Raw genomic sequence first — 24,140 nt, 5'->3', positions numbered from 1 at the left:
GTTTTTACGGCAAGCGCGAAGGTCGAGCCGCCGCGAACAGCCGATACCATTGATCGCGCGTGAGCTCGACGTTAGGCGTCCAAGCCGCTTCACGAATCCGGACGGGATCCGTACTGCCGACGATCGGCACGATTCCGGCCGGATGCTTCAACAGCCACGCGAGTGCGACGACGGCGCGCGAGCAACCGAGTTCGCGCGCGGTTGCGTCGAGCGCTATATTGACCGCTTCGACTTCGTAGGCCTCTTGAGCAGGCAACAACTTATGCGATCCGCCGCCGAGCAAACCTCCCCCGAGAGGGCTCCATGCGAGCGGCGTCAGGCGTTCGACGAGACATTGGTCGAGCGTTCCGTCTTCGAGCGGCGTGAGACAGGCCAAGCTGATTTCGATCTGCTGCACGATCAGCGGAAACGGCAACGCTTTCTTCAGCACCGAGACTTGCGACGGCCGGAAATTGCTCACGCCGAACTCGCGTACCTTCCCAGCCGAGCGTAGCCGATCGAAAGCCGCGGCGACCTCTTCCGGATGCATCAGATAGTCGGGCCGATGAAGTTGATAGATGTCGATCGTCTCGATGCCGAGCCTCCGCAACGAACCTTCGCACGACCCCACGATATGCTCGGCCGATGCGTCGTAGCGATAGGGAGCGTCGGCATTCGGCATACCGGCAGGACGGATGCCGCACTTCGTCGCGATCGTGATGCGCTCGCGCAGGCCCGGCATGTCGCGAAGCAATCGCCCGAATAACGATTCGCTACGACCCGCGCAATAGATATCGGCATGGTCGAACAACGTGTAGCCTGCCTCGACCGCCGCGATCAGCGCGGGACGACCGACTTCTTCGGCCCGGCTCTCGGTTTCGGCAAGCCGCCAACAGCCGTATGCAAGTCGACTCGAGCTCAGCGAGCTAGGACCGATGGGGTTCGTCGGCATGGCGACGGGATGCAAAGGAGACGACATCGAAACACTCACGGTTGGAGACGTACGAAGAGGCAACAAGCTAGCGAGATTATACCAGAGCTTCGTCGCCGCAGGCTCGCGGCAAGTCCCTCACCGCGCGACGATCGCTTCTTAATCAAGGCAACAAAAATGCCTCGGCGATCCGGAGACCGCCGAGGCATCGCTAGTTCATCGAATGAGAAAACTCGCAGCTCGCTACGGAGTAATCGCTCGGAAGAAGTTGCGCACCGGCTCGCCGGGATAATAAACTTTCGTGCGCACGATAGCCGGCTGCCCCACAACGACGGGAGCAACCGCGACCGGAGCCATCACGGCCGTCGGAGCGTAATAGGCCGTGGTCGGAGCGTAGTACGTGGTCGTCGGTGCATAGTATGCGGCGACCGGCGCGGCGACGGCGGTCGGTGCGTAATACGTCGTCACCGGGCGCGGGGCATAATAAGACGGAGCATAGTAGGTCGTCGTCGGTTGCGGAGCCACGGCGATCGGAGCGGGTGCATAGTACGAAGTCACGGGAGTTGCCGTGACCGAAGGAGCGTAGTAGCTCGTCGTGGCTTGCGGTGCGTAGTAGGTCGTGGTCGGAGTGAAGGTGCTCGGAGCGTAATACGACGTCGTCGGCTGAACGATTGCCGGCGGAGCGTAGTAAACGGCTCGCTGTTGCACGTACGGCGAAGGCGACAACACCAAGTCGGACGCCGCGACGGTTTCTAAGCTCACGGTCGTCGCCAGGGCGATGGCTGCGCCGAGCGTGATAATGAAAGTCTTCATAGCTAGCGACCTCGGAAAAACGGAGAATTCCCTCTTCGTGCAACTATATCTTAGTCGAGCACGAGTTCAACAAGCTAGCGCAAAGAACGCTCGGCCCGCTCGATCGCCGCCCACGAAGCTGCATGAAAAGCGTAAGTTGGGGGCGACGTAGAAGCCTTTCCTGCGCTAGTATGAGTCATTCCGACAACCACTGTTGCAGATTGTCCACATCGAGCCGGGACGCCGACCGCATGCCGCTTCTCATCGACGGCTACAACTTGATGTACGCCGCCGGCATCGTCGGCTTGGGGCGCGGCGCGGGCGGGCTCGAGCGTTCGCGGGCCGCGCTGATTCGCTTCGTCGGCGAAACGCTCGACCCGGCGGAACGCGGACGGACCATCGTCGTATTCGATGCAGCGGGAGCACCGCCGGGCCTGCCGAGTTCGATGTTCATGCACGGCGTGGCGGTGCGTTTCGCCAAGGGCTACAACGACGCCGACGAACTCCTGGAAGAACTCATCGCCGCCGATCATACGCCGCGACGACTAACCGTGGTTTCGAGCGATCATCGAATTCAACGAGCCGCGCGGCGGCGGCGCGCAACGGCCGTCGACAGCGACGTCTGGTACGAATCGGTGCTGCGGAAACGAAGCCGCGGCACGTCGCACACCGACGAAGAGACGAACTCGGCGAAGTACGAAGGAGCCGAAAAGCCACTAAGCCTGTCCGATCGAAAACGAAACCAAGGCCTATCTAACAAAGGTACGTCGAAAAAAGATTCGCGGGCGAAGTCGTCGCCGCAGAAGCCTGCGATCGATCCGCCTTCGAAGGCGAAGCTCCCGCCGGTCGCGCACCCGCCGGCGCATCGCATTCGACCCGACGAAACACCGGAGCGCGACGTCCTGCCGATCGAGGATGCCGAACTTCAGTTCTGGCTCCATCGAATCGTCGACGACGATGACATCGCCGAAGAAGAAAAATGGGGGAGCATCTTTCCGCCGGGCTACGCGGAAGACGAGGAAGAAAAGTAAAAAGTCAGAATGCAAAACGTAAAACGGCGGAGGCCGGACTTCTTACTTCTGCCTTCTTACTTCTAACTTTTCCTAGCCCATCGCCTTGTCCGAGATGTCTTTGCGGCACCAAGCGCCGTCCCAGCGAATCGCTTTCACCGCCGTGTAGGCTTGCAGCTTCGCGGTTTGGATCGAGTTGCCCAGCGCGGTAACGCCGAGCACGCGGCCGCCGTCGGTCACGACTTGCCCATCGGGTCCGGCAGCCGTTCCGGCGTGGAACACTTGGCACTCCGAAACTTTCGCCGCTTCTTCGAGGCCGCGAATCGGCTTCCCCTTAGCATAATTTCCGGGATAACCTTCCGCCGCCATCACGACGCACACGGCCGGCCGTTCGTCCCATTGGGGCGGTTCGATTTCGTCGAGCTTTCCTTCGGCCACGGCCAGCAACAACTCCAACAGATCGCTCTTCAGCCGCAGCATCAACGGCTGACATTCCGGATCGCCGAAGCGGACGTTGTACTCCAAGACCTTCGGGCCTTGGTTCGTAATCATCAGCCCGGCGTAGAGCACTCCGCGAAACGGCCTGCGCGCACGCTTCATCGCATGCACGGTCGGGACGAGCACATGCGCTTCGATCCAGCGCATCATCGCATCGTCGACGATCGGGGCAGGGGAGTAGGCCCCCATGCCGCCGGTGTTCGGGCCCGTGTCGCCGTCGTAAGCTCGTTTATGATCTTGCGCCGGCGGCAGCGTAACGATCGTCTGTCCGTCGGTCAGCGCGAGCACGCTCACCTCGCGACCATCCAGACGTTCTTCGATGACGATCTGCTTTCCGGCGTCGCCGAACTCCATGTTCTTGCCGATCCGTTCGACCGCGTCCAACGCCTCGGCCCGGCCCGAGCAAACGACGACCCCTTTGCCGGCCGCCAGGCCATCGGCTTTCACGACGACAGGCACGTCTTCCCGTTCGCGCAAGAAGGTGATTGCGCGATCGACGCTGCGAAACACGCGGTAGTCGGCCGTCGGAACGTCGGCGTTGCGCAGCAAGTCTTTGCAGAAGACCTTGCTTCCTTCGAGCTCCGCCGCGGCCATCGAAGGGCCGAAAACCTTCAATCCGGCTTTGAGAAAGGCATCGGTGATGCCGAGCACAAGCGGTATCTCCGGTCCGACGACCGTGAGTCCGACATCGTTGTCCTTGGCGAACTTGATCAACTTCGGAAAGTCGGTCGCCGCGATATTCACGTTCTGAGCGACGAGCGCCGTTCCGGTATTGCCGGGAGCGCAGAACACGCGGCCGGCTCGCGGACTCTGCGCGATCTTCCAAGCCAAGGCATGTTCGCGACCGCCGGCACCGATAATCAACACGTTCATAGAAACCAAGCCCAGCCCGAATTGCCAACGGATGCGATCTTACACAGCCTTGCAATTGTAGGGAGGCACTTGTCGTCTCACAAGGACGCGGCGCTTGCGGCACCCCTCGAGCGCGCGAGGTTCCCGAATCGCCTTAAGGCAAAAACTACCGTTTCGCTTTTTTCAGTGCTCGAATTCGCCTAGACGTATCGCCAACACTTCATATCAGCACCGAATTAGGCTGATCAACTTATTTCTCGCCTCGCGCGAGAGAGCCTACTTCGCCTTGCCGACGTCGAGCGCGAACTGCGCCGCGGCACTCACCGCAGGGTTCGGATCGGTCAGCAGTTTTTCCAAAACCGGCTTTGCGATCGGCGCTGCGGCTTTGTTCCTTGCCAACGCGTGGACGGCGGCCAAGCGGATATCGGAACTCTTGTCGCTCAGTGCCGCGATCAACCGCTCGGCGACGTCGGCATCGTCGGGAGCAATGTTCCCGAGCGCGAACAAAATCGCCGCACGAACGTGCGGGTTCTCGTCCGCCAAGGCCGCGGTCAATGGACCAACGGCGGCCTTCGCCTTCGGGCCGACTTGCCCGAGGGTTTGCGCCGCGAAGCCGCGAATCTCCGGTCGTTCCAAACCTTTCACAAGCAACGGCACCCCTTCTTCGCCCGCTTCGACCAGCGCATGGCTGACGATCCCACTCACCGCTTCGTCTCCATCCGCCAACGTTTCGATCAACGCTTCTCGTGCGGCAGGGTCGCCGGCCTTCAAGTCGACGATCGCCCGCGCCGCGGCGGCTCGCAAGCGAGGATTCTTTTGCTTCAACGCAGCGATGAAAAGATCGAGCGAGGCCCGACGTTGCTCGGCGTTTTCGGGTTCCAGCTTGGCAATGCTCCAGGCGGAGACCAAGCGGACCATCTCATCCGAATCGGAAAGGAGCGGCTTCACCCCGGCGACCACTTCCGCCGACGGAGCACCGACCATCATCAACGCCCAAACCGCCGCGCCTCGAATGCCCGCGTCGGTATCGGAGAGCAACGCGAGAATCTTCTTCGCAGCCGGAGCGGCGGGCTTCCCGATGTGCCCAAGGCAGAGCACCGCTTCTTGACGAACATCGGCGCGTTCATCGCCGAGCGCTTCGATCACGGCAGGCACGGCCTCGGCTGCGTCGGGCCCGATCTCGGCCAGAATACGGCAGACCCAGAAGCGCGCCGCCGGTTGCTTTTGCATCGCCTCGACCAAGCGTGGCACCCCCGGCTTGCCGACTTCCGACATCGCGTGCAACGCAGGCAACACCACTTCCGGCGACTTCGCCGTTTGCAACACGTTCACCAACACCGGCACGGCGGTCTCGAGCGGAAGCTTCATCCCGCGAATCGCCTTCACCGCTTCGCGGCGCACTTGCTGGTCAGGGCTCGTCAACTGCTCGGCGATTTTCGGAAACGCCGCTTGCGCCTTCTCGCCGATCCGGCCGAGAGCGTAGATGACATACGCGCTCACGCGCGGATTCGCCGGATCGATCGCAGCGGTCAACGCCTCGACGACCGGCGCGGCACCCAGGCCGATTGCGCCGAGCGCCTTCGCGGCATGGATGCGGGTCGCTTCATCGGAATCGGCCAAGAGCTTCGCGAGCGCACCGCTGACGAGCGCCGCGGCCGGACCTTGATCGGCCCATTTGTCGATCAACGCGAGTCGCTCTTTGCCGGTCGCTTCGGCAAGCAGCTTCAATTGCTCGGCCACGGCTGCGGCGGAAGGGAGCGGCGGCACAGGAGGGGCCGGAGGAAGCGGCGGTTGTGCGAAAGCCGAGCCCGTTCCAAAACCGAATACGGAAGCGAAAAGCGCCATTCTGAACGTGCCGCGCATGTCCGAAAACTCCAGGATGTAATTCTTTGCGGGTGCATAACGCGTCGCACGGCTACCGTGGGGTCTCGACGAAATCAGCCCGGTTTGGGATTCCGAAGACTTGTAGCCTGCGCGCTCGCGTGCCATTATCGTAACTTACGGTTGCGCCGAAATCAGCACCTTTGAAAAATTCTCCGGAGTTCCCATCATGCCTACCACGGCATCCCTCAAAGCGGCCTGGCTCTTGGTCGCCCTTTGCTGCTTGGGCCTTTCCAGCGCCGCGGCACAGTATGCTCCCTATACGCCGTTTCGCTATACCGCTCCGGTCGGCTACGGCGGCTACAACGGTTACTACGGCGGCGGTTACGGCGGGGGAACCGCTTATGGGTCGATGGCGACCGGCATGGGCAACCTCGTCCGCGCCCAAGGGGAATATAACGTGATGACGGCGCAAGCGGCGCAGGCATCCGAACAAGCTTACTCGATGGCGCTCGACAATCGCGTGAAGGCGGCGCAAGCGAAGGATGAGTTGCAACGCTTGAATCGGCAACGAGCCGCCGAGAAAAAGCAGCGCGAGTCGGAGATCTGGGCGAAGAACGTTCCGCCGCCGAAGCGCCCGCGTCTGACGATCTCGCAACTCGATCCGGTCACCGGCGAGATCAATTGGAATCCGCTGCTGCTGGCCGATGAGTTCAAATCGTATCGCGAAAAACTACAAGCGTTGTTCACGCAACGCGTGAAAGACCCCGGGGCCGTGTCGTACTACAACGTCTCGCCGATCACCGGCGCGATGCGCGACTACCTCGACACGTTAATCGCGCAGTACCCGACGAACGAGTTCTTCGCGGCCCGCCACTTCATCGAAGCGATCGCCGAAGAGTCGCGCTACTCGGGCCTCGACAACGACGGCCAAGCCTCGACGACCCTCAACCCCAACGCCCCGCCGGGCTAATCGGCCACGGCGCATACGAATATCCGAGGCGAGCGGCCGGTGTTAACCGGCCGTTTCCTTTGGAGCACGTCTACTACAAAGTAGTAGGCACGTTCCACGTGCCGTGACCACGGAAGACTTCGGGCATCGCGGCACGACTCCATCGCCGAACGATGCAAGCGGCGGACGGCACGTGGAACGTGCCTGCTACGTTGACAGAGCTAAATCGCCACGATTTGAATCTCGCCAGGCACGGTAAGTGCTCATCATAGGGCACTTCAGCGCCGCGGTCGCTTAGCCGCTTGCGCGCTAGCCCACAGGCCCGCGACTCAGGCGAGACGGCATCACGATGAATCTTCATACAGGTCGACCGGTTTGGGCGGTTACCGACGAGCGGGCGAAGCCGCGCGAATATGCTGCGGCGCACGGCGAGCTTCATTGCGAAGTCGTCGTGGTCGGCGGTGGTATTAGTGGGGCGCTGGTTGGTTACACGTTGACCAAGCGCGGAGTCGATGTGATCGTCGTCGATCGGCGCACGCCGGGAGTCGGCAGTACGTTCGCCAGCACCGGGCTGTTGCAATACGAAGTCGACACGCCGCTTTCGGATCTGATCGGCATCGTCGGGCGCGAGCATGCCGTACATGCTTATCTACGCGGGCTGACGGCGATCGACGACATCGAAACATTGCTCGACGAACTCGACGACCGTTCGGAGTTCCTACGCCGCGAGAGCTTGTACTTCGCGAGTTCTTGGTGGCATCGGGCTCGCTTGAAGCGGGAGTTCGCTTGCCGCCAAGAGGCCGGCTTCGATGTGCGACTACTCTCCCGCGCAGAACTTGCCGACGAAACTTCCCTCTCCGCCGCGGCTGCGCTGCACTCAAAAGGCGATGCGCAAATCGATCCTTTTCGATTCACGCAATCGCTCTTGCGTGGAGCCGAGCGCCACGGCATGCGCATCTTCGGCGAGACGAACGTCGAGACGTTCGATGAAAGCGAGGCGGGAATCGTCGCCACGACCGATGGCGCGACGATCTCGGCGAAACAGATCGTATGGGCGACCGGTTACGAAGTCGGCGAGTCGCTGCCGAAGATGCCGGGCCGGTTGCGTTCGACCTATGCCGCCGCAAGCGCGCCGGCGACGAACTTTCCCGGCTGGCCCGACGGCTGGCTCTTGTGGGAGACGGCCCGCCCTTACTTCTATGCGCGACAAACCAGCGACGGCCGAATCGTCATCGGCGGCGAAGACACCTCGTTCAGCCAAGATCATGTGAGCCCTACACGGATCGCGCGAAAGACCGAACGCTTGCACAAGCGGTTCGCGAAGCTGTTCCCGAAGATCCCTTTCGAGGCGGCCTGTACTTGGGCCGGAACTTTCGCCGAAACGAAAGACGGCCTCGCCTACATCGGCCGAATTCCTCAACGGCCGAACAGTTTCGCAGCGCTCGGCTACGGCGGAAACGGCATCACTTTCAGCATGATCGCCGCGAAACTCATCGCCGATCTCATTACCGGCCGACCGAACGACGACGAAGCGGTGTTCGCGTTCGAGCGTTGACGAACCGCGTTTATTCTGGCTTAAAACAGCGAGCGAATCTTATCGAACGTGTCGAGGTACGGTGCGAGTGCGACGCCGTCGACGGTCGGTTCGGCGCGCTTCGTCATCCCATCGACGGCACCGGCTTCCTCGACCATCGCCACGAGGATCGCGCGCTGGCGGTCGCGCGACCAATCGCGGACCTCGGCTTGCCGCTCGCAAAGCACTGCGACCGCGGCACCGAGGGCGTACGCGCCCCAATTGCTGATGCCCGCGATGATGAGATAATCGGTGGCAATGCGACACGCGATCAGTTCTGCGGGGCCTTGCGCGACCGCCTTGCGCAGCGTGCTCCACGCGATGCGACCGCAGCCGATCTCGTTGCCGCCGTCGGCGATGCCGATCGTGACGGGGCGCGAAACTTCGGACGAAGGATCATCTTCGTCGTCGGTCTCTTGCTCGAAGAGCAAATGCAGCGGCGGAGTTCGATCGTCGATCGATTCTCCGCGCATGTTGCGGCAGGTATCTCGATCTTCGGGAGCGACAAGTCGCTCGAAGTCATCGGCTGCGCGAGCGTCTTGCCGTGCGATCGATTCTTGCGTGTGGTTCGGGCCCACGCGCTCGATCGCGACGAGATGCGAATAGCCGTCGCTCAAGATTCCGTCGCAATCGTCGTACGAAAAAGAAGCCGAGACTTCGATGAGCCCAACGTCGGCAAGATCGGCTGCGCGGAGACCGGCACGAACGAGCGGCGCGCCGAGTTCGTCGGTCGCGATGTCGACGTCGATCGCGCACGCGCGCAACATGCTGGCGAGAAAAACCGCGCCGGGCGGACCATCGGTCTCGGCGCGCAGGCCGGCGGAAGTCGCAATGCCGAAGCCGGTGACGAGCAAGACCTTGGTCGCGTGTTGCAGATCGTGCGCGGCCGCTGCGAGATCGCTGGGAATCGGCCGGCCTTCCGCATCGCGATAGGCTGCGAGGCCGCGCGCGGAAGGGTCGCGTCGCACGAGTCCGTCGAGCCGTCGCCAATCGATCGTTGCATCGCGCATCATTTTGTCGGCTCTGATCTTTTTCGATTCGCCGGCGTCGCTTTACATATCTGTCTCGTAAGAACTCGTCGACAACTGCGAAAAAATTTCGTTAGGTGCGACAACGGCGTTCAGCCGCGTGGAGAATTCGCCGATGAAGGACGATCTTCGCCGGCGGCGAGAATTCCGTCGACCCGATTCTCTCGCTTTTCTCCCCTCGATGGGCGGGAGGCGAGGCTGGGTAGCGGTTGACAATCGGGAGGGGCACAATAACAATTTCCACAGGATCGTGAAATAAATCACAAGCGCGGCTATGTCAAAGTTCCCGACTTGTGGTACAACACCCACTTTACTGCCCTACTTACGATGATTGCCGCAGGCCGGCAACGCTGTCTTGGAAACGCTTTGCGGCGATTTCCGGTCGCGCTGCGAGGTCTCTCGCCGGAGCGATCGGCAATGCCGTCGAGGGGTTGGGGGGTCGAAGGGTTGGATGGGTTGGGATCGATCGCAGCGGTTAGTCCGTGCAGGGATTGCGGGCGGGCCGAGAGAGTCGCAGAAGTGAGTCGCTCATCGATCGAGTAGGTCGCCGAGATTTTGCAGTGCGACGGGTCGTTGAATTTCGCCGTGACGACGGCTGAACAACGCGGGGTTGAAAACAAAAGACATGGCCGAGCAGAAGAAACTTTCCGTACAGGAAATTCTGGCACTAGCGCGTAAAAACAAAGCAGACGCTGCGGCGGCTGCGGCAGGGCCCGCTGCCGATCCTCCGGCGGACGCCGCGCCCGCGGCGGAACCAGCCGCTCAAGGTCCCGCAGCGCAGGCCGCACCTGAGACACCCGCGGAAGCACCTGCCGCCGCTCCGGCGCCCAAGCCCGCCGCTCCGAAGCCGGCCGGCGGCAAGCTGAGCGTGGCCGAGATGCTCGCCGCGGCGCGTGCTCAAGGCGCCGCGAAAGCCGGCGGTGCCGCAGCGGAATCGCCCAAGGCTCCGCCGAAGCCCGTGGAAGCGAAACAAGCTCCGGCCCCGAAGCCGGCCGCCGAAAAGAAAGAAGCCCCCGGGGCAGTCGTCGCAGCTGGGCCGAAGGATACGTCGAGCATCTTGGCCGCCGCGCGTAAAAGCGCGAAGCCGGGACCGATGACGAAAGCCGAAGCGGCCGCGAAGGAAAGCCCGGTTCTCGCACCCGAGAAGCCGGCCAAGATCGCGCCGACGATGCCGGTGAAGCCCGACTTCGCGCAACCGAAGCCCGCAGCCAAGGCCGGTGCCAAGGGAGCCGCGGCCGAAGATCGCCGCGGGTTCCTAAGCGTGATGTTCGGCTCGATGCTCGGGCTCGGCTACACGTGCCTCGCCGCAGCCGGCGGCTTGTGGACGTTGGGCCTCGCACGCTTCATGTTCCCCAACATTCTTACCGAGCCGCCTAGCCGATTCAAAGTCGGCTTCCCAAGCGATTTCGCGCTCGGCAAGGTCGAAGAGAAGTTCAAAGCGCAGTTCGGCGTTTGGATCGTGAACACGGAATACAACGGCCAGCCGGAAATTTGCGCGATCCGGACCGTGTGTACGCATCTCGGCTGCACGCCGAACTGGCTCGAAGCGGAACAGAAATTCAAATGCCCCTGCCACGGTAGCGGCTTCTACAAAGACGGCATCAATTTCGAAGGCCCGGCCCCGCGGCCTTTGGAACGCTATGCGATCTCGCTCGCCGACGACGGCCAACTCGAAGTCGACAAGAGCAAACTGTTCTTCGAAGAGATGGGACAGTGGGTCGATCCGCAATCGTTCTATACGGGATAAGCGCGAAGCAGCGGCGCTCGGCATTCGCCGAGGCGTCGCTCTCTCCGCTTGTTCGCCGTCCGCTCAGCTTTGAATTTCCGCGTTGTTTGAATTTCCGTTTCACCGACCCGACTTGAATCGAACCGCACATGTCCATCGGCGAGAACATTCGTAATTCGCAAGTTTGGAAGAGCGTCTTCCGTCATCCGATGCCGCTGGATCGGCGCAATCGGATCGTGGTGATGCTCACCAACTTCTTCCTGCATCTCCATCCGGTTTCGGTGAAGAAGCAAGGGATCGCGCTCAGCTATACCTGGTGTATGGGCGGGGTGACGTTCTTCCTCTTCCTGATCGAGACGCTGACCGGCGTGCTCTTGATGTTCTACTACCGGCCGACGCTGGAGTGGGCCTTCAAAGACATCCAAGATCTGCGCGACGTCGTAAGCCTCGGCGTGTTCCGCGAGTTGCATCGCTGGGGTGCGCACGCGATGGTCATCACGACTTGGCTGCACATGTATCGTGTGTTTCTCACAGGTAGCTATAAGCCTCCGCGGGAGTTCAATTGGGTCGTCGGCGTGATCTTGCTACTGCTGACGCTCCTGCTCTCTTTCACCGGCTATTTGTTGCCGTGGGATCAGTTGGCGATCTGGGCTATCACGGTCGGATCGAACATGGCTCGCGCTACGCCGTTCCTCGGCCACGAAGGTCCCGGCCAGCAAATTCTGCATGTCGGCGGTCTCGACATGATTACGAACGCATCCGACGCGCGGTTCGCACTTTTGGGTGCCCGCTTCGTCGGCGAAGAGACGCTGAACCGGTTCTACGTGTTGCATTGCGTTGCGATTCCGTTGGCGGCTTCGCTGTTGTTGGCGATCCACTTCTGGCGAGTTCGCAAAGACGGCGGTATCAGTGGGCCGCTGTAAAGCCGCTTGAGATAGTGATTTGAGGCAGAGAAGAGCGAAGAGTTATGTGCGGCCGTACGAGGCGGTCGTCATCCCGAATACGAATTCATTGAACAACCATGCACGGCAATCACGAAGTCTTTCTCTCTCGGATTCAGATGGGATTGGGTTTTTACTACCTGATCCTTTGCATTCTGAATTGGAGCGCCGCACTCATGGCTTGGCGCAGCGGCATCCGTCCGCTGTTTAAGCTCGGCGGCCTCACGGTCTCGAACCTTGCGCTGTGGATGCTGCTCGGTGCTTGGTTTTTGATTCTCGCTCCGATCGCGATGATGGGGAGCCCGCCGGAACTTCCCGAAGCGGTAAAGCACCTGATCAACTCTCTTTCCGGCCCGGTGACGCTCACCGTCGGCTCGCTCGCCGGCATGGCGTTTCTGTTTCTGTTCCGCAACTGGTGGACGAAGCCGGCCGTGGCCTGGGTGCTTTTGAATCTTGCGATGTTCGGCATGGGCCTCGCCGTGACCGATGCGAACTTCTTCGAGATCGTCGGCAAGCCGGACAACGTGCCGATCGTCGGCCTCGTGTTCTTGCTCGGGTTCTTTACCTGGGTAGCCACGTATCGCGCCGTCATCAACGACGATCGCCGGCGACAAGGCTTGCCGCCGATGGAGAAGGTCGACGACGAGAAGGTGCTCGTGTGGCCCGACTTGGTCTACACCGAAATGATCTGCATGGTCGCGGTGACGGCGCTGATGCTCGTCTGGGCGCTGGCGCTTCCCGCGCCGCTCGAAGAGCCGGCAAGCAGCGTGAAGACGCCGAACCCGTCGAAGGCCCCTTGGTACTTCCTCGGCTTGCAGGAAATGCTCGTGTACTACGATCCGTGGTACGCCGGCGTGGTGCTGCCGAGCATCGTCGTGTTCGGGCTAATGGCGATTCCGTTCCTCGACTTCAACAAGGGGGGCAACGGCTACTACACGATCGAAGAACGCAAGTTCAGCTACATCGTGTTTCAGATCGGCTTCTTCGAGTTGTGGATCGTGCTCATTATCTTGGGAACGTTTCTGCGCGGGCCCAACTGGAACTTCTTCGGACCGTTCGAGTATTGGGACGCGCACAAAGTACTCGCACAGAACAACGTCGACCTTTCGCAATACTTCTGGGGCGGCTTGCTCGAACGGGGAATGCCGAAGGCTCCGGCCGGCAGTAGCGCCGGAACCGAGATCCTCTACATTCTCTGGCGCGAAAGCCCGGGCATCATCCTAACGCTCGGCTACTTGCTGTTGCTGCCGCCGATCATGGCCGTGACCGTGTTCCGCAGTTTCTACGCGAAGATGGGCTTGGTGCGATACATGCTGATGGCGAACCTGCTGCTGCTCATGGCCTCGCTCCCTTTGAAGATGGTGCTGCGCTGGACCGTGAACTTGAAGTACATCATCAGCATTCCCGAATACTTCCTGAACTTTTAAGACGCTTTTAAGACGACGGATCGTTTTCGGGCGACTCGACGAAGCCGCACCGACTGACAAGAATTTCGATGCAACGCAGATCCTGGAAGGCCTCCTGGCATGCCGGCAACAGAACAAACTTGGCGTAACCTCAAATCACTCCACGTGGTTTTCGGCATCTCGGCTGCGGCCATGTTGCTGATCTCGGTGTGGATGTTGGCCTCCGACCACAATCGCGAAGCCAAGGGACTGCAAAAGCAGTTTGGCGCCATCGAAACGAAGTTCCTCGAATGGCGCTCGAAAGAGCAACTCACCTCGGACTACACGAAGAAGAAAGTCGACCTCGAAGCGGAGTACTCGCTCGCCCGCTCGTCCGTGCCGTCGCGCAAGGACATCGACGCCTTCCTCGCCGAAGCGAACAAGCGCCCCGAAAACAAGTACGACACCGCCGCGATCGAAGCCGACTACGCGAAGCTGCTCGAAGCGGAACAGGAAGCAAAGGCGATCGCCGTCGCACCTAAGCCGACGCCGGAAACGGCCGCCGATCGCAAGGCCTTCGAAGAGAAGCTCGGCGCCGCGATGGAGAAGGTCGCCGACAAACGCAACGTGCTGCTCGCCTCGATGCAGCGGTTGATCGACAAGGCGAGCTTCGTCGAAAACGAATCGCAACGGCAGTTGAAATTCACGAAGGCAGATCTCGACGTCGACATGAGCATGCTCGCGATCGGCGTCGACGAAGGGAAATCGCCGGAAGAGCTGGACAAGATTCAGAAGAAAGTCGACGCGGCCCGCACGGGAGTCGAAGAAAAACTCACTCCCACCTATCAAGCGAACAAGACGCACCGCCTCGCGCTCTTCAACCAACTTACCGCGCTCAAGGCTCGGGAAGTCGATGCGAAGAAGGAACTCGACAAGCACAACGGCGACGTCGAGCGTTTGAACACCGCGATCAAAGAAAAGGCTCCGAACCTCGGCCGAACGTTCTTGGAAATGCCGGTCGTCGATGCGTTCGGCGGCCCGTTGAAGCCGGCGCAAGTTTGGTTGCCGGATCTGACCTGGAACAACAACTTCCGCAACGTCGCCCGCTTCGACCGCTGCGTGACCTGCCATCAAGGGATCGAGAAGACGGCCCCGGGCTCGGCCGTCGACCCGGCATATGAAACCGCACATGAGGAGAAGGTCGCGCTCGAAACGCCGAAAGCAGGCTTAGACTCCGCCGACTATGCGAAGCCTCTCAACGATCGGTTGCAAAGCATTTACGGCATGCAACTCTCGTCGGCCGGTTTGCTCACTGCCGACGATGTGACCGTCGAAGCGGTGTTTCCCGGCGGCGCTGCGATTCGAGCAGGGCTTAAGGGTGGCGACGTTATTACGAGAGTCGGCACGGTGAAAATCCTCGACCAAGAGATGGCTGAAAACTATCTCTTGAAGTCGGTTCCCGAATGGGGCAAGCCGCTGGAGCTGACGATTCGGCGCGGGCTGCCGCACCCTTATGCCAGCCATCCTCGGTTGGATCTGTTCGTCGGTTCGATGAGCCCGCACAAGATCGGCGACTTCGGTTGCTCGATCTGCCACGAAGGGCAGGGGAATGCGACCGCCTTCAAGTGGGCCTCGCACACGCCGAACGATCCGAACCAAGCGGCCCAATGGCAACGTGAACAGGGATGGTTCAACAACCATCACTGGATTTACCCGATGTTGCCGACGCGGTTTCAAGAAGCCAACTGTTTGAAGTGCCATCACGACGTGACGGAGCTCAAGCCGAGCGAGAAGTTCCCGCAGCCGCCGGCTCCGAAGCTCATTGCCGGTTATGAGACAATCGAAAACGTCGGCTGCTTCGGCTGCCACGAAATCAACGGCTACGACGGCCCGAAGAAGCGCCGCGGGCCGGACCTACGGGCCGAGCCGAACTACTTCGCAGCCGCCGCGCAAGTGTTGGCCGATCCGAAACTACAAGTGGCGCCGGGACCGGGCAGCTTGAGTCGCATCGCGGCTCTGGCTACCCGCGTGATGCAGAATCCGGATCTGACGTCGGAACGCAAGCTGCTGGCCGAGTTGATCGTCGCCGATGCGAAAGGCGGGGCCGACGGCAAGACGCCGCCGACGCTCGGCCCGGAAACGTATTCCGTAGCGGGCATCCTCGGGGCCGACGATGAAATGCCGGGCAAGTACCCGAAGGTCGGGCCGAGCTTGCGGTATGTCGCCGCGAAAAACGATCTCGCCTTCCTCAACAGCTGGATCAAAGATCCGCGAAACTTCCGGCCATCGACGAAGATGCCGAAGTTCTTCGGGCTCTATAGCCACTTGACCGACGTCGAGAAGCTGAATGAAAAGGGAGAACCGGTTCTGGATAAGTCCGGACATCCGGTGATGGAGAAGAGCCCGGGCCTTGTCGATGCCGAGCGCTTCGAGCCGATCGAAGTGTTGGCCGTGAGCCGCTACCTGCTCGACGAGAGCCAGCCGTTCAAGTACGTCGACGCGCCGAAAACCGCCGCCGACGGTAAGACGATCGAAGCCGCCAGCGCCGAGCGCGGCAAGCAGACTTTCCAAACGCGCGGCTGCTTGGCTTGCCATAGCCATGCGGAATTCCCGGGCATCCACCAGACGCAAGGTCCCGACCTGAGCGGCATCGGTGCGAAGCTCACCGACGAGCGCGGCGCGAAGTGGCTCTACTCGTGGCTTAAGCAGCCGAACCTGTACCATGCCCGCACCGTGATGCCGAACTTGCTGCTCGACCCGATCACGACCAGTACGACCGTTGCCGGGGCCGCCGCACCGACGACTTCGACGACCGATCCGGCCGCCGATATCGCCGCGTTCTTGCTCGCCGATAAGAACCGCCCGTCGGACAAGGCACCGTGGAAGCCGGAAGCCGTTCCCTCGCTCAACGGCAAAGAGAAGGACATCGATGATTTGCTCCGCCTCTATTTGGGCGGCGCGTTCACAAAGTCGGACACGGAAGCGTATCTCAAAACCGGCATCCCGGCCGAGCGTAAGTCGCAGATCAAGGGGGACGAGCGCCTGTTGATCGTCGAAGCCGGCGAAGCTTGGAGCAACGACAAGAAACTGAACTATCTCGGTAAGAAGTCGATCGGCCGGCTCGGTTGCGCCGGCTGTCACGACATCCCGGGCTTCGAAGATGCGAAGTCGATCGGAACGGGCCTCGCCGATTGGGGTCGCAAAGAACCATCGAAGCTGGCCTTCGAGCAGATCCTCGCTTATCTGAGCGAAAAAGACGGCGGCCACGGTCATGGAGGCCACGGCGCAGCGCCGAGCGGCCCGCCGAAAGACGGGCTCACCGCCGAGCAACGCCTGGACAAGGGTTTCTACATGGAAGCCCTCGGCCATCACCAGCGCGAAGGGTTTATCTGGCAGAAGCTCCGCGAGCCGCGCAGCTACGACTACAAGAAGACCGAAAACAAATCGTACATCGATCGGCTGCGCATGCCGCAGTTCAACCTCGACGACGCGCAGCGCGAATCGATCATGACGTTCGTGCTCGGGCTCGTCGCCGAGCCGCCGCCGGCGAAATACGTTTACCGTCCGAGCCCGCGGCAGCAAGCGGTGCTCGAAGGGGTAAGCGTGCTGGAGAAGTTCAACTGCGCCGGTTGCCATACGCTGCAACAAGAGCGTTGGGAGATCGAGTATAAGCCGGGCAAGATCACCGCTCCGCCGCTCGCGGCCGAATATCCGTTCTTGATTCCGCACTACACTCCGGATCAGATCCGCAAGTCGAAGGAAGTCGATCGTCGCGGCTTGGGCCATGCCCATATCCAAGGCTTGCCGCAACCGAAGGAAGACGAAGAAGAGCCGACAATGTACTTCAAGCTCTGGTCGCCGACGTTGGTCGACGGGCAGACGTGGCTCTCCGGCGGCACCGATATCGCGATTGATGAGAAACTGAATCCGCCTAGCGCCGACAAGCGACTCCCGCAACGGGGCGGCATCTTCGCCAACTATCTGCATCCGGTCGCGCTGGCACTGGAAAAGAAAGCGAACCCGAACGTCAAAGCATCCGACGTCTGGGGCTTCGGGCCGCCGCCGTTGATGGGCGAAGGGAAGAAGGTACAACCTCGCTGGTTGCACGACTTCCTCCTCGATCCGCACCTGATCCGACCATCGGCGATTCTGCGCATGCCGAAGTTCCATCTGACGAGTGCCGAGTCGGAAGCGATCGTGAACCACTTCGCGGCTCTCGACAACGTCGAGTTCCCGTACGAGTTCGACGAGCGGACCCGGACCGATTACGTCGCCGCTAAAGATGCCGAATACCAAAAGACGGTTTCAGGCGCCAACGGCGGCGGAGCGACCGACGCTTCGACGGCCGGCGCAGCCGACGACAAGCGTTTGAACGACGCGTTCAAATTGATTACCGATCAGGGTTTCTGCATCAAGTGCCATCGCGTGGGAGACTTCGCGCCGCTCGGTGCGCTGGCCGCTCAAGCGCCGAACTTGGCCGTGGTCAACGCCCGGCTCCGTCCGGAATTCCTGCGCGATTGGATCGCCAACCCGGGCCGCATCCTGCCGTACACCGGTATGCCGGTGAACTTCCCGTATGGGCAGACGGTCGCTCAGCACCTGTATAAGGGTACGAGCGAAGAGCAGGTCAACGCCGTCGTCGATCTGTTGCTCAACTACGATAACGTGATGAAGAAGAAGACGTCGGTCGCGGCTATGGTGAAAGCCTCGACCCCGCCGCCGGGAAGCCCGACGACTCCAGGTGCCGCAACAACTCCTGGTACACCAACACCGACCGGCGCTACACCGACCGGTACGACACCGAGCACCGGCCCGTCGACCACGCCTGCTACGCCGAGCACGACACCAACTCCGTCGACACCAAGCACGCCGACGACACCGACGCCGACTCCGTCGAAACCATCGACTCCGGTACCGTCTACTCCGACGCCGCCGGGCACTGGTTCGACACCATCCCCGGGAACGTCGTCGCCGGGAACACCATCCGGTTCGTCGCCGGCTCCAACGCCGTCGACCCCATCGACACCGTCTCCAGCAACACCTACTCCCTCGACTCCCACTCCGCCTAGCTCCGGCATTCCCGGTGGAAGTTCGAGTCCGAAGCCGTAGTTTTTCGTTTCGTTACGAAGATCGATGAATCGCAGGTCCGTTTTAAGATGAATCGCTCACTCCGCAATCAACGTCACAGCCTCGCCGACGACTTCGCTTGCAGCCGCTCGGCTGTCGACGAACGCCGTTGCATGGCCGTGGCTCGTAGTTGCGGCTCGCCTCGCTCCGCCACACCGTTCGGCATGGATTGCCCGTCCATTTCCGTTAATCGCTATTCGAACGCCACGACCGGCGTGTCGAAAGTTTGGAGAATCACGATGCTTCGCACGCTCCGTTTCGCCCTGCTCGCTTCGTTCGCTTTCGCTGCGACCTCGGTCGACGCCGCCGATCTGAAAGGGAAGTTCGTTCTGACGGGCGATGTGCCTGCTCCGACTCCGATCACCGACGGCAAGGCCGAGAGCGACTTCCCCGGCCAGAAGCTCACGCTGCAAAACCTCGTCGTCGATCCGACCTCGAAGGGAATTGCGAACATCGCCGTCTACGTCCGCACGGCCGATGTCGCCGCCACGCCCGCGGCCGAGAAAGCGCTCGCCCCGACGGTCGCGATCGACAACAAAGGGGGCCAGTTTCACCCTCACATGGTCGGGCTCTGGTCCGGGAAGCAAAAGCTCGTCTTCAAGAACTCCGACCCGGTCAGCCATAACAGCAACTTCGCTTTTGCAGGGGTCAACCCTTTGCTGACTCCCAACAGCGAACAAGAAATTCCGGTTTCCGGCGTGAAGCTTCTGCCGCAAGAACTGTCGTGCAGCATCCATCCTTGGATGAAGGCGTTCGTCATCGTCCGCGACAATCCGTATGTCGCCGTGAGCGGTGCCGACGGCAGCTTCGCACTGAAAGACTTGCCGACCGGCACCGAGCTTGAGATCCAAGTTTGGCACGAACGAGCCGGCTTCTTAGTTGCCAAGCCTGAATGGGCGAAGGGGCGATTCACCGTCACGCTCAGCGCCGATCAAGACCTCGGCGAGATCTCGGTCGACCCGAAGCTTTTTAAGTAATACTCACCACGATCGGTTCTCGGCGAACGCCGCCGCGAGCTCGTCGTGCCAAACGCACAGTTTCCGAACCCTCAGCGAATCCAGACGCCGAATCATGAAGAAGACTCAACCTCTTTCGCTTCTCGCAGCCCTCGGGCTCGTCGCGGTATTCTGCGGCGGCTGCAATAAAAGCACCAGCAGCGATCCGTCGCCGAACCTGGAGACGGTCGCGCTGATGCGCAAAAGCGAAGCGGCCGGCGGCGGGGCGGCGGCAGGCGGAGGAGGAGGCTCGGGCTGGGGAACGCTCAAGGGTTCGTTTAAGTTCGCAGCGGCGGCTCCAAACATGGCTGACATCGCCATGGGCGGAAAAGATCCGATGTGTAAAATTCAGGTGAAAGACGAATCGATTCGCGTCGACCCTGCAACCAAAGGTTTGGCCGACGTTTTGATCTTCTTGGTTGAAGCGCCGCGCGTTACTCCCGACTACGATTCGGCTCCGCAGAAGGAAGCCGTCTTCGATCAAACGGAATGCCGGTTCATTCACCATGTCTTCGCGTCATCGATCAAAGATAAGTTCGTGATCCTCAACTCGGACACGACGGGACACAACTCAAACGGCTCGCCGGGTCGCGGCAATCCTTCGTACAACGTGTTGCTCGCGGCCAAGACCGGCCGCTATGAATACGCCGGCTTTAAGAATCCGCTCACGACTCCTTACGAGGTATCCTGCGCCATTCATCCCTGGATGAAGGCCTATCACGTCGTTCGGCCAGATCCCTACTTCGCCGTGACCGGCAAAGACGGCACGTTCGCGATCGAGAAGCTACCGGCCGGCGTCGAGCTTGAGTTTCAAGTGTGGCATGAAAAGGGGACGGCCACCGGCAACGGCTTGAAAGCCAAGCCCGAGTGGTCGAATCGGGGCCGATTCAAGGTCACGATCCCGAAAGACGGCGAAACGGTGGCGATGGACGTCGAGGTTCCGCAAGGGGCGTTGCAGTAATCGCAGCATTGGTCGTCAGTGCGAGATGTTCGGCAAATAAATAATGGATCGGACGTTGGTCGGAAGTTTTGCGGTGAGTTCGAACGGCGTGTTGCGACGGTGAGTTTCCGACCGCAACTGCCCCTGATAACACGGTATTCGTAATGCGTAACTTTTCATTCAGCGGTGCCTGCCTACTTCGCCTCAGCCTCGGCTTCTCGGCCTTGGGGTTGTCGTTGCTGGTCGGCTGCGAGAAGCCCGGCAATAGTTCGCCGAGCTTCCATCTCAATAATCAAAACTCCGACCGCGATCAATTCATCGTCCTCTCGACCGACGATGAAGAACAGAAGAAGCGGAAAGAGACGTTGATGATTCCGGGACGCGATTACATCGCCTCGGCGCTCGATGCGATTTTCGGCACTCCCGATCGGCCGTTCGTGTTTCGCGAGAGCGGACTCAACTTGAAGAAGATCCGGCTGGCGTCGGGCCCGGTCGGCGGCTTGCGAGCCGACGTCCAAGCGGCCGATCTCGAAGCACTCGTCAAGAATCGGACGGAGCTGCAAAAGAAGCTCACCGATACGCTCGAGCCCGCTGCGAAGAAGTTTGCGGCCGCTCCGGCAACGGACGAAGCGAAGCTTAAAGCCGAGGCGGAAGTCGGAGCTGCCAAGGGATCGCTCGAAGACTTGAACATGCAGATCGAGTCTTACTCGGTCTTGCAGAAGGGGCTCTACCGTCAACACTGCGTGCATTGCCACGGCACGACCGGCGACGGCGCCGGCCCGACGGCGCTCTTCCTCAATCCCTACCCGCGCGATTACCGCCAAGGGATCTTTAAGTTCAAAGCGACGGAACGCTCGGCCAAGCCGACGCACGCGGACCTGACCCGTATTCTCGTCGACGGCATTCCCGATACGGCGATGCCGAGCTTCCGGTTGCTCGCGCCGGACGAAATCGACGCGCTGATCGAATACGTGAAATACCTTTCGATCCGCGGCGAAGCGGAGCAAGCCTTGAAGGATAAGATCTTCGGCGACGAGAAGCTCTTGCCGCCGAATCGCGCGGTGCTCGTGAAGACCGCGCTGAAGGATGTCGTCGACACCTGGGCGGAAGCGGAAACGAAGATCGTCGCTCCCGGTGGTGCCTACACGCCGGGCACCGATCAAGACGCTTGGCTGAAGGCGGGAGAAGCGCTGTTCGCCGGCCAGAAAGGCCAATGCTTTACCTGCCACGGCACGACCGGCATCGGCGACGGCCGAAAGCGATCGGAGCCTCTCTACGACTTCTGGAACAAAGACAAAAAGTTCAAGTTGAAGAGCGAGGAAATTGCGGCGGCGCTTGCCAAGGGAAACAAGGTCGAGGCGCAATCGCTGACGAACATTCGCAACAGCTGGCTCTTGCCGGAGATGCAACAGTTCCCGCGCAACTTGCGGCTCAATCGAATTCGCTTCGGCCGTGCGCCGCTCGACATCTATCGCCGCATCTTCGTAGGAATCAACGGCACGGAAATGCCGGGAGCCGGTCCGCCGTCGCCGGGGCAACCTGCGAAACTGACCGACCAAGAAATCTGGCAACTCGTCGACTACGTGCTGACGTTGCCGTTCTACGACGAAAACGGCAACCCGCCGCACGGAAGCGACGGACACAAGGCACATGCAGCGGACGGGCATGGTCACGCTTCGCACCTTCCGCCGACGCCGGCTACGGCAAACGCGTCGGCCGGGAATGCGAAACTGGCCGGCGGCGAATAGCGACACGACACGACGCACACACAAGACAACGATTTAAATCAGAGCGATAGCGGCGAACCTCGCGGTTCGCGGAGGACGACGGTGGGTAAATTTTGGAGTTTGCTGTTTTTGACGGTCCCGATCTTCGGCATCGGCCTATTCGTTTGGGCACCGTTCAATAATTACTGGCTGCCGCGCGACGTTTCCGCGCACGGTTACCAGATCGATCACTTATTCAACTTCATTCTCGGCCTGACGGGCGTCGTGTTCCTCGTCACCGAAGTGTTGTTGTTCTGGTTTCTCTGGCGCTACGATCGCGCGACCAACACCTCGCCGGTGAAGTTCACGCACGGCAGCCACAATCTGGAAATCATCTGGACGATCCTGCCCGCCGCCACGTTGCTCTTCATCGCGATTTATCAGATGAACGCGTGGGCCGCCGTGAAGCTCAATAAGCCCAACATGCCGTATACGGTCGAAGTAACCGGCCGGCAGTTCGAGTGGCGGCTCCGCTACCCGGGCAAAGACGGCATCATCGGCACGCGCGACGACCTGTACCACGTCAACGAGCTGCACTTGCCGGTCGATGAGTTGGTGATGGTGAAGCTCGAAAGCGCCGACGTGCTGCACGACTTCTTCCTACCGCACTTGCGCGTCAAGCAAGACGCGGTGCCCGGCACGACGATTCCCGTTTGGTTCACGGGCACACGGGTCGGAGAATACGACTTGGTGTGCGCCGAGCTTTGCGGCTGGGGCCACTACAAGATGAAGGGGCGGCTCAAGATCGAGTCGCGCGCCGAATACGATCAATGGCTCGCCGAACTCGAGAAGACGCAAAACACGACGGCGATGCCGCCGTCGAAAAAAGAAGATGCGGAATAGTCGGGCACGTACTCGTTCCTCCATTTCGTTTCCGCACCGCAAGAATCAGACTCCACTAGAAGTTTCCGAAAGAAGAATATGAGCACTACAGTCGCCGGATCGCACGCCCACGACGACGCGCATGCCGCCGCTCACGCGCACCCGAGCTTCATTAAGACCTACGTCTTCTCGCTCGACCATAAGGTCATCGGGATTCAGTTTCTCTTTTCGACGTTGCTCTGGATGCTCGTCGGCGGGTTATTGGCGCTGGCCGTCCGTTGGCAATTGGCTTGGCCGTGGACCGAGATGCCGGTGATCGGCAAGATGCTCTTCTCCGGCGAAGGGGGCCAGATCTCGCCCGAGTTCTACACGATGCTCGTCACGATGCACGCCTCGGTGATGATCTTCTTCGTCATCATCCCGATCCTCGCCGGGGCCTTCGGCAACTTCTTGATTCCGCTCATGATCGGGGCCGACGACATGGCCGTGCCGGTGCTCAACATGTTGAGCTACTGGTTCATGTGGCCGTCGTTCATGCTGATGATCGCCAGCTTCTTCGTCGAAGGAGGCGCCTCGTCCGCCGGCTGGACTTCATACACGCCCCTCTCATCCGTTGCCAGCGCCGCGCCGGGCAGCCACAACGGCCAAACCCTTTGGCTCGCGGCCGTGCTCTTCGTCGGCGTGTCGTCGATGATGGGCTCCGTGAACTACATGACCACGATCATTCAGATGCGTGCGCCGGGCATGACGATGTTCCGGATGCCGATGACCATCTGGGCCATGTTCATCACCGCCGTGTTGCAAGCCTTCGCGCTGCCGGTGCTCACGGCCGCTCTGTTTATGCAAGTGCTCGACCGGACGCTCGGCACCGGCTTCTTCATCCCGGAAGGGTTGATCGTCAACGGCACCGCGGCCGGCGCCGGCGGCGGACAGCCGCTCCTCTGGCAGCACTTGTTCTGGTTCTACTCGCACCCGGCCGTGTACATCATGATCTTGCCCGCG

17 protein-coding genes are annotated in these 24,140 nt (G+C 61.0%); 12 read left to right on the top strand and 5 right to left on the bottom strand.

Annotation, left to right across the window (positions count from 1 at the left end):
- Positions 1 to 4: 4 nt before the first annotated feature.
- Together K8U03_02655 and K8U03_02650 are read right to left on the bottom strand one after the other, a co-directional pair.
- Positions 5 to 931 carry an aldo/keto reductase gene (locus K8U03_02655; protein MCE9603784.1) on the bottom strand — a complete coding sequence of 309 codons (927 nt, stop codon included), beginning with the start codon at positions 929 to 931 and terminating at the stop codon, positions 5 to 7.
- A gap of 222 nt (positions 932 to 1,153) precedes the next feature.
- A complete protein-coding gene (locus K8U03_02650; GenBank protein MCE9603783.1) occupies positions 1,154 to 1,723 on the bottom strand; it encodes a hypothetical protein in 570 nt (189 codons plus the stop codon).
- Between the two features lie 230 nt (positions 1,724 to 1,953).
- Here K8U03_02650 and K8U03_02645 point away from each other — a divergent pair, with 230 nt between their 5' ends.
- The gene (locus tag K8U03_02645; GenBank protein MCE9603782.1) at positions 1,954 to 2,733 is read left to right on the top strand and encodes an NYN domain-containing protein; all 780 of its coding nucleotides are present in this window, start codon (positions 1,954 to 1,956) and stop codon (positions 2,731 to 2,733) included.
- A 72-nt stretch (positions 2,734 to 2,805) separates the two neighbouring features.
- Here the strand turns inward: K8U03_02645 and purD are convergent, their stop codons facing one another.
- Both purD and K8U03_02635 read right to left on the bottom strand, forming a co-directional pair.
- Positions 2,806 to 4,092 (bottom strand): phosphoribosylamine--glycine ligase, encoded by a 1,287-nt coding sequence (gene purD, locus K8U03_02640; GenBank protein ID MCE9603781.1) that lies wholly within the window; start codon positions 4,090 to 4,092, stop codon positions 2,806 to 2,808.
- Positions 4,093 to 4,338: 246 nt separating this feature from the next.
- Positions 4,339 to 5,829, bottom strand: coding sequence for a HEAT repeat domain-containing protein (locus K8U03_02635; GenBank protein MCE9603780.1), 1,491 nt, complete (start codon positions 5,827 to 5,829; stop codon positions 4,339 to 4,341).
- A gap of 283 nt (positions 5,830 to 6,112) precedes the next feature.
- On the opposite strand from K8U03_02635, the gene K8U03_02630 reads away from it, so the two are divergent.
- Both K8U03_02630 and K8U03_02625 read left to right on the top strand, forming a co-directional pair.
- Positions 6,113 to 6,856 (top strand): hypothetical protein, encoded by a 744-nt coding sequence (locus tag K8U03_02630; GenBank protein MCE9603779.1) that lies wholly within the window; start codon positions 6,113 to 6,115, stop codon positions 6,854 to 6,856.
- Positions 6,857 to 7,184: 328 nt separating this feature from the next.
- Positions 7,185 to 8,390 (top strand): FAD-binding oxidoreductase, encoded by a 1,206-nt coding sequence (locus tag K8U03_02625; GenBank protein ID MCE9603778.1) that lies wholly within the window; start codon positions 7,185 to 7,187, stop codon positions 8,388 to 8,390.
- A 20-nt stretch (positions 8,391 to 8,410) separates the two neighbouring features.
- On the opposite strand, the gene K8U03_02620 is transcribed toward K8U03_02625, so the two are convergent.
- Positions 8,411 to 9,421, bottom strand: a complete 1,011-nt coding sequence (locus tag K8U03_02620; GenBank protein ID MCE9603777.1) for a DUF4392 domain-containing protein — start codon at positions 9,419 to 9,421, stop codon at positions 8,411 to 8,413.
- A gap of 1,279 nt (positions 9,422 to 10,700) precedes the next feature.
- On the opposite strand from K8U03_02620, the gene K8U03_02615 reads away from it, so the two are divergent.
- The 9 genes from K8U03_02615 to K8U03_02575 all read left to right on the top strand — a co-directional run.
- Positions 10,701 to 11,183: a ubiquinol-cytochrome c reductase iron-sulfur subunit gene (locus K8U03_02615; GenBank protein ID MCE9603776.1), complete on the top strand. Its 483-nt coding sequence runs from the start codon at positions 10,701 to 10,703 to the stop codon at positions 11,181 to 11,183.
- Between the two features lie 128 nt (positions 11,184 to 11,311).
- A complete protein-coding gene (locus K8U03_02610) occupies positions 11,312 to 12,085 on the top strand; it encodes a cytochrome b N-terminal domain-containing protein (GenBank protein ID MCE9603775.1) in 774 nt (257 codons plus the stop codon).
- A gap of 98 nt (positions 12,086 to 12,183) precedes the next feature.
- Positions 12,184 to 13,530, top strand: coding sequence for a hypothetical protein (locus K8U03_02605; GenBank protein ID MCE9603774.1), 1,347 nt, complete (start codon positions 12,184 to 12,186; stop codon positions 13,528 to 13,530).
- A gap of 99 nt (positions 13,531 to 13,629) precedes the next feature.
- The gene (locus K8U03_02600) at positions 13,630 to 18,597 is read left to right on the top strand and encodes a c-type cytochrome (protein ID MCE9603773.1); all 4,968 of its coding nucleotides are present in this window, start codon (positions 13,630 to 13,632) and stop codon (positions 18,595 to 18,597) included.
- A 47-nt stretch (positions 18,598 to 18,644) separates the two neighbouring features.
- Positions 18,645 to 19,592, top strand: coding sequence for a hypothetical protein (locus K8U03_02595; protein ID MCE9603772.1), 948 nt, complete (start codon positions 18,645 to 18,647; stop codon positions 19,590 to 19,592).
- Positions 19,593 to 19,686: 94 nt separating this feature from the next.
- A complete protein-coding gene (locus tag K8U03_02590; protein MCE9603771.1) occupies positions 19,687 to 20,571 on the top strand; it encodes a hypothetical protein in 885 nt (294 codons plus the stop codon).
- A 143-nt stretch (positions 20,572 to 20,714) separates the two neighbouring features.
- Positions 20,715 to 22,298, top strand: coding sequence for a cytochrome c (locus K8U03_02585; protein ID MCE9603770.1), 1,584 nt, complete (start codon positions 20,715 to 20,717; stop codon positions 22,296 to 22,298).
- An 81-nt stretch (positions 22,299 to 22,379) separates the two neighbouring features.
- Positions 22,380 to 23,159 carry a cytochrome c oxidase subunit II gene (coxB, locus tag K8U03_02580; protein MCE9603769.1) on the top strand — a complete coding sequence of 260 codons (780 nt, stop codon included), beginning with the start codon at positions 22,380 to 22,382 and terminating at the stop codon, positions 23,157 to 23,159.
- A 78-nt stretch (positions 23,160 to 23,237) separates the two neighbouring features.
- The coding region (locus K8U03_02575; GenBank protein ID MCE9603768.1) for a cbb3-type cytochrome c oxidase subunit I at positions 23,238 to 24,140 on the top strand (903 nt) is incomplete at its 3' end.

This window comes from Planctomycetia bacterium (assembly GCA_021413845.1).
Lineage (GTDB): Bacteria > Planctomycetota > Planctomycetia > Pirellulales > PNKZ01 > PNKZ01.
This window is presented reverse-complemented; position numbering and strand designations above follow the sequence as displayed.

What these genes read in the sequence shown, in the direction of transcription:
- K8U03_02655 (MCE9603784.1), bottom strand. Translation starts at nt 931, where the DNA reads ATGCCGACGAACCCCATCGGTCCTAGCTCGCTGAGCTCGAGTCGACTT.
- K8U03_02650 (MCE9603783.1), bottom strand. Translation starts at nt 1,723, where the DNA reads ATGAAGACTTTCATTATCACGCTCGGCGCAGCCATCGCCCTGGCGACG.
- K8U03_02645 (MCE9603782.1), top strand. Translation starts at nt 1,954, where the DNA reads ATGCCGCTTCTCATCGACGGCTACAACTTGATGTACGCCGCCGGCATC.
- K8U03_02630 (MCE9603779.1), top strand. Translation starts at nt 6,113, where the DNA reads ATGCCTACCACGGCATCCCTCAAAGCGGCCTGGCTCTTGGTCGCCCTT.
- K8U03_02625 (MCE9603778.1), top strand. Translation starts at nt 7,185, where the DNA reads ATGAATCTTCATACAGGTCGACCGGTTTGGGCGGTTACCGACGAGCGG.
- K8U03_02620 (MCE9603777.1), bottom strand. Translation starts at nt 9,421, where the DNA reads ATGATGCGCGATGCAACGATCGATTGGCGACGGCTCGACGGACTCGTG.
- K8U03_02615 (MCE9603776.1), top strand. Translation starts at nt 10,701, where the DNA reads ATGTTCGGCTCGATGCTCGGGCTCGGCTACACGTGCCTCGCCGCAGCC.
- K8U03_02610 (MCE9603775.1), top strand. Translation starts at nt 11,312, where the DNA reads ATGTCCATCGGCGAGAACATTCGTAATTCGCAAGTTTGGAAGAGCGTC.
- K8U03_02605 (MCE9603774.1), top strand. Translation starts at nt 12,184, where the DNA reads ATGCACGGCAATCACGAAGTCTTTCTCTCTCGGATTCAGATGGGATTG.
- K8U03_02600 (MCE9603773.1), top strand. Translation starts at nt 13,630, where the DNA reads ATGCCGGCAACAGAACAAACTTGGCGTAACCTCAAATCACTCCACGTG.
- K8U03_02595 (MCE9603772.1), top strand. Translation starts at nt 18,645, where the DNA reads ATGAATCGCTCACTCCGCAATCAACGTCACAGCCTCGCCGACGACTTC.
- K8U03_02590 (MCE9603771.1), top strand. Translation starts at nt 19,687, where the DNA reads ATGAAGAAGACTCAACCTCTTTCGCTTCTCGCAGCCCTCGGGCTCGTC.
- K8U03_02585 (MCE9603770.1), top strand. Translation starts at nt 20,715, where the DNA reads ATGCGTAACTTTTCATTCAGCGGTGCCTGCCTACTTCGCCTCAGCCTC.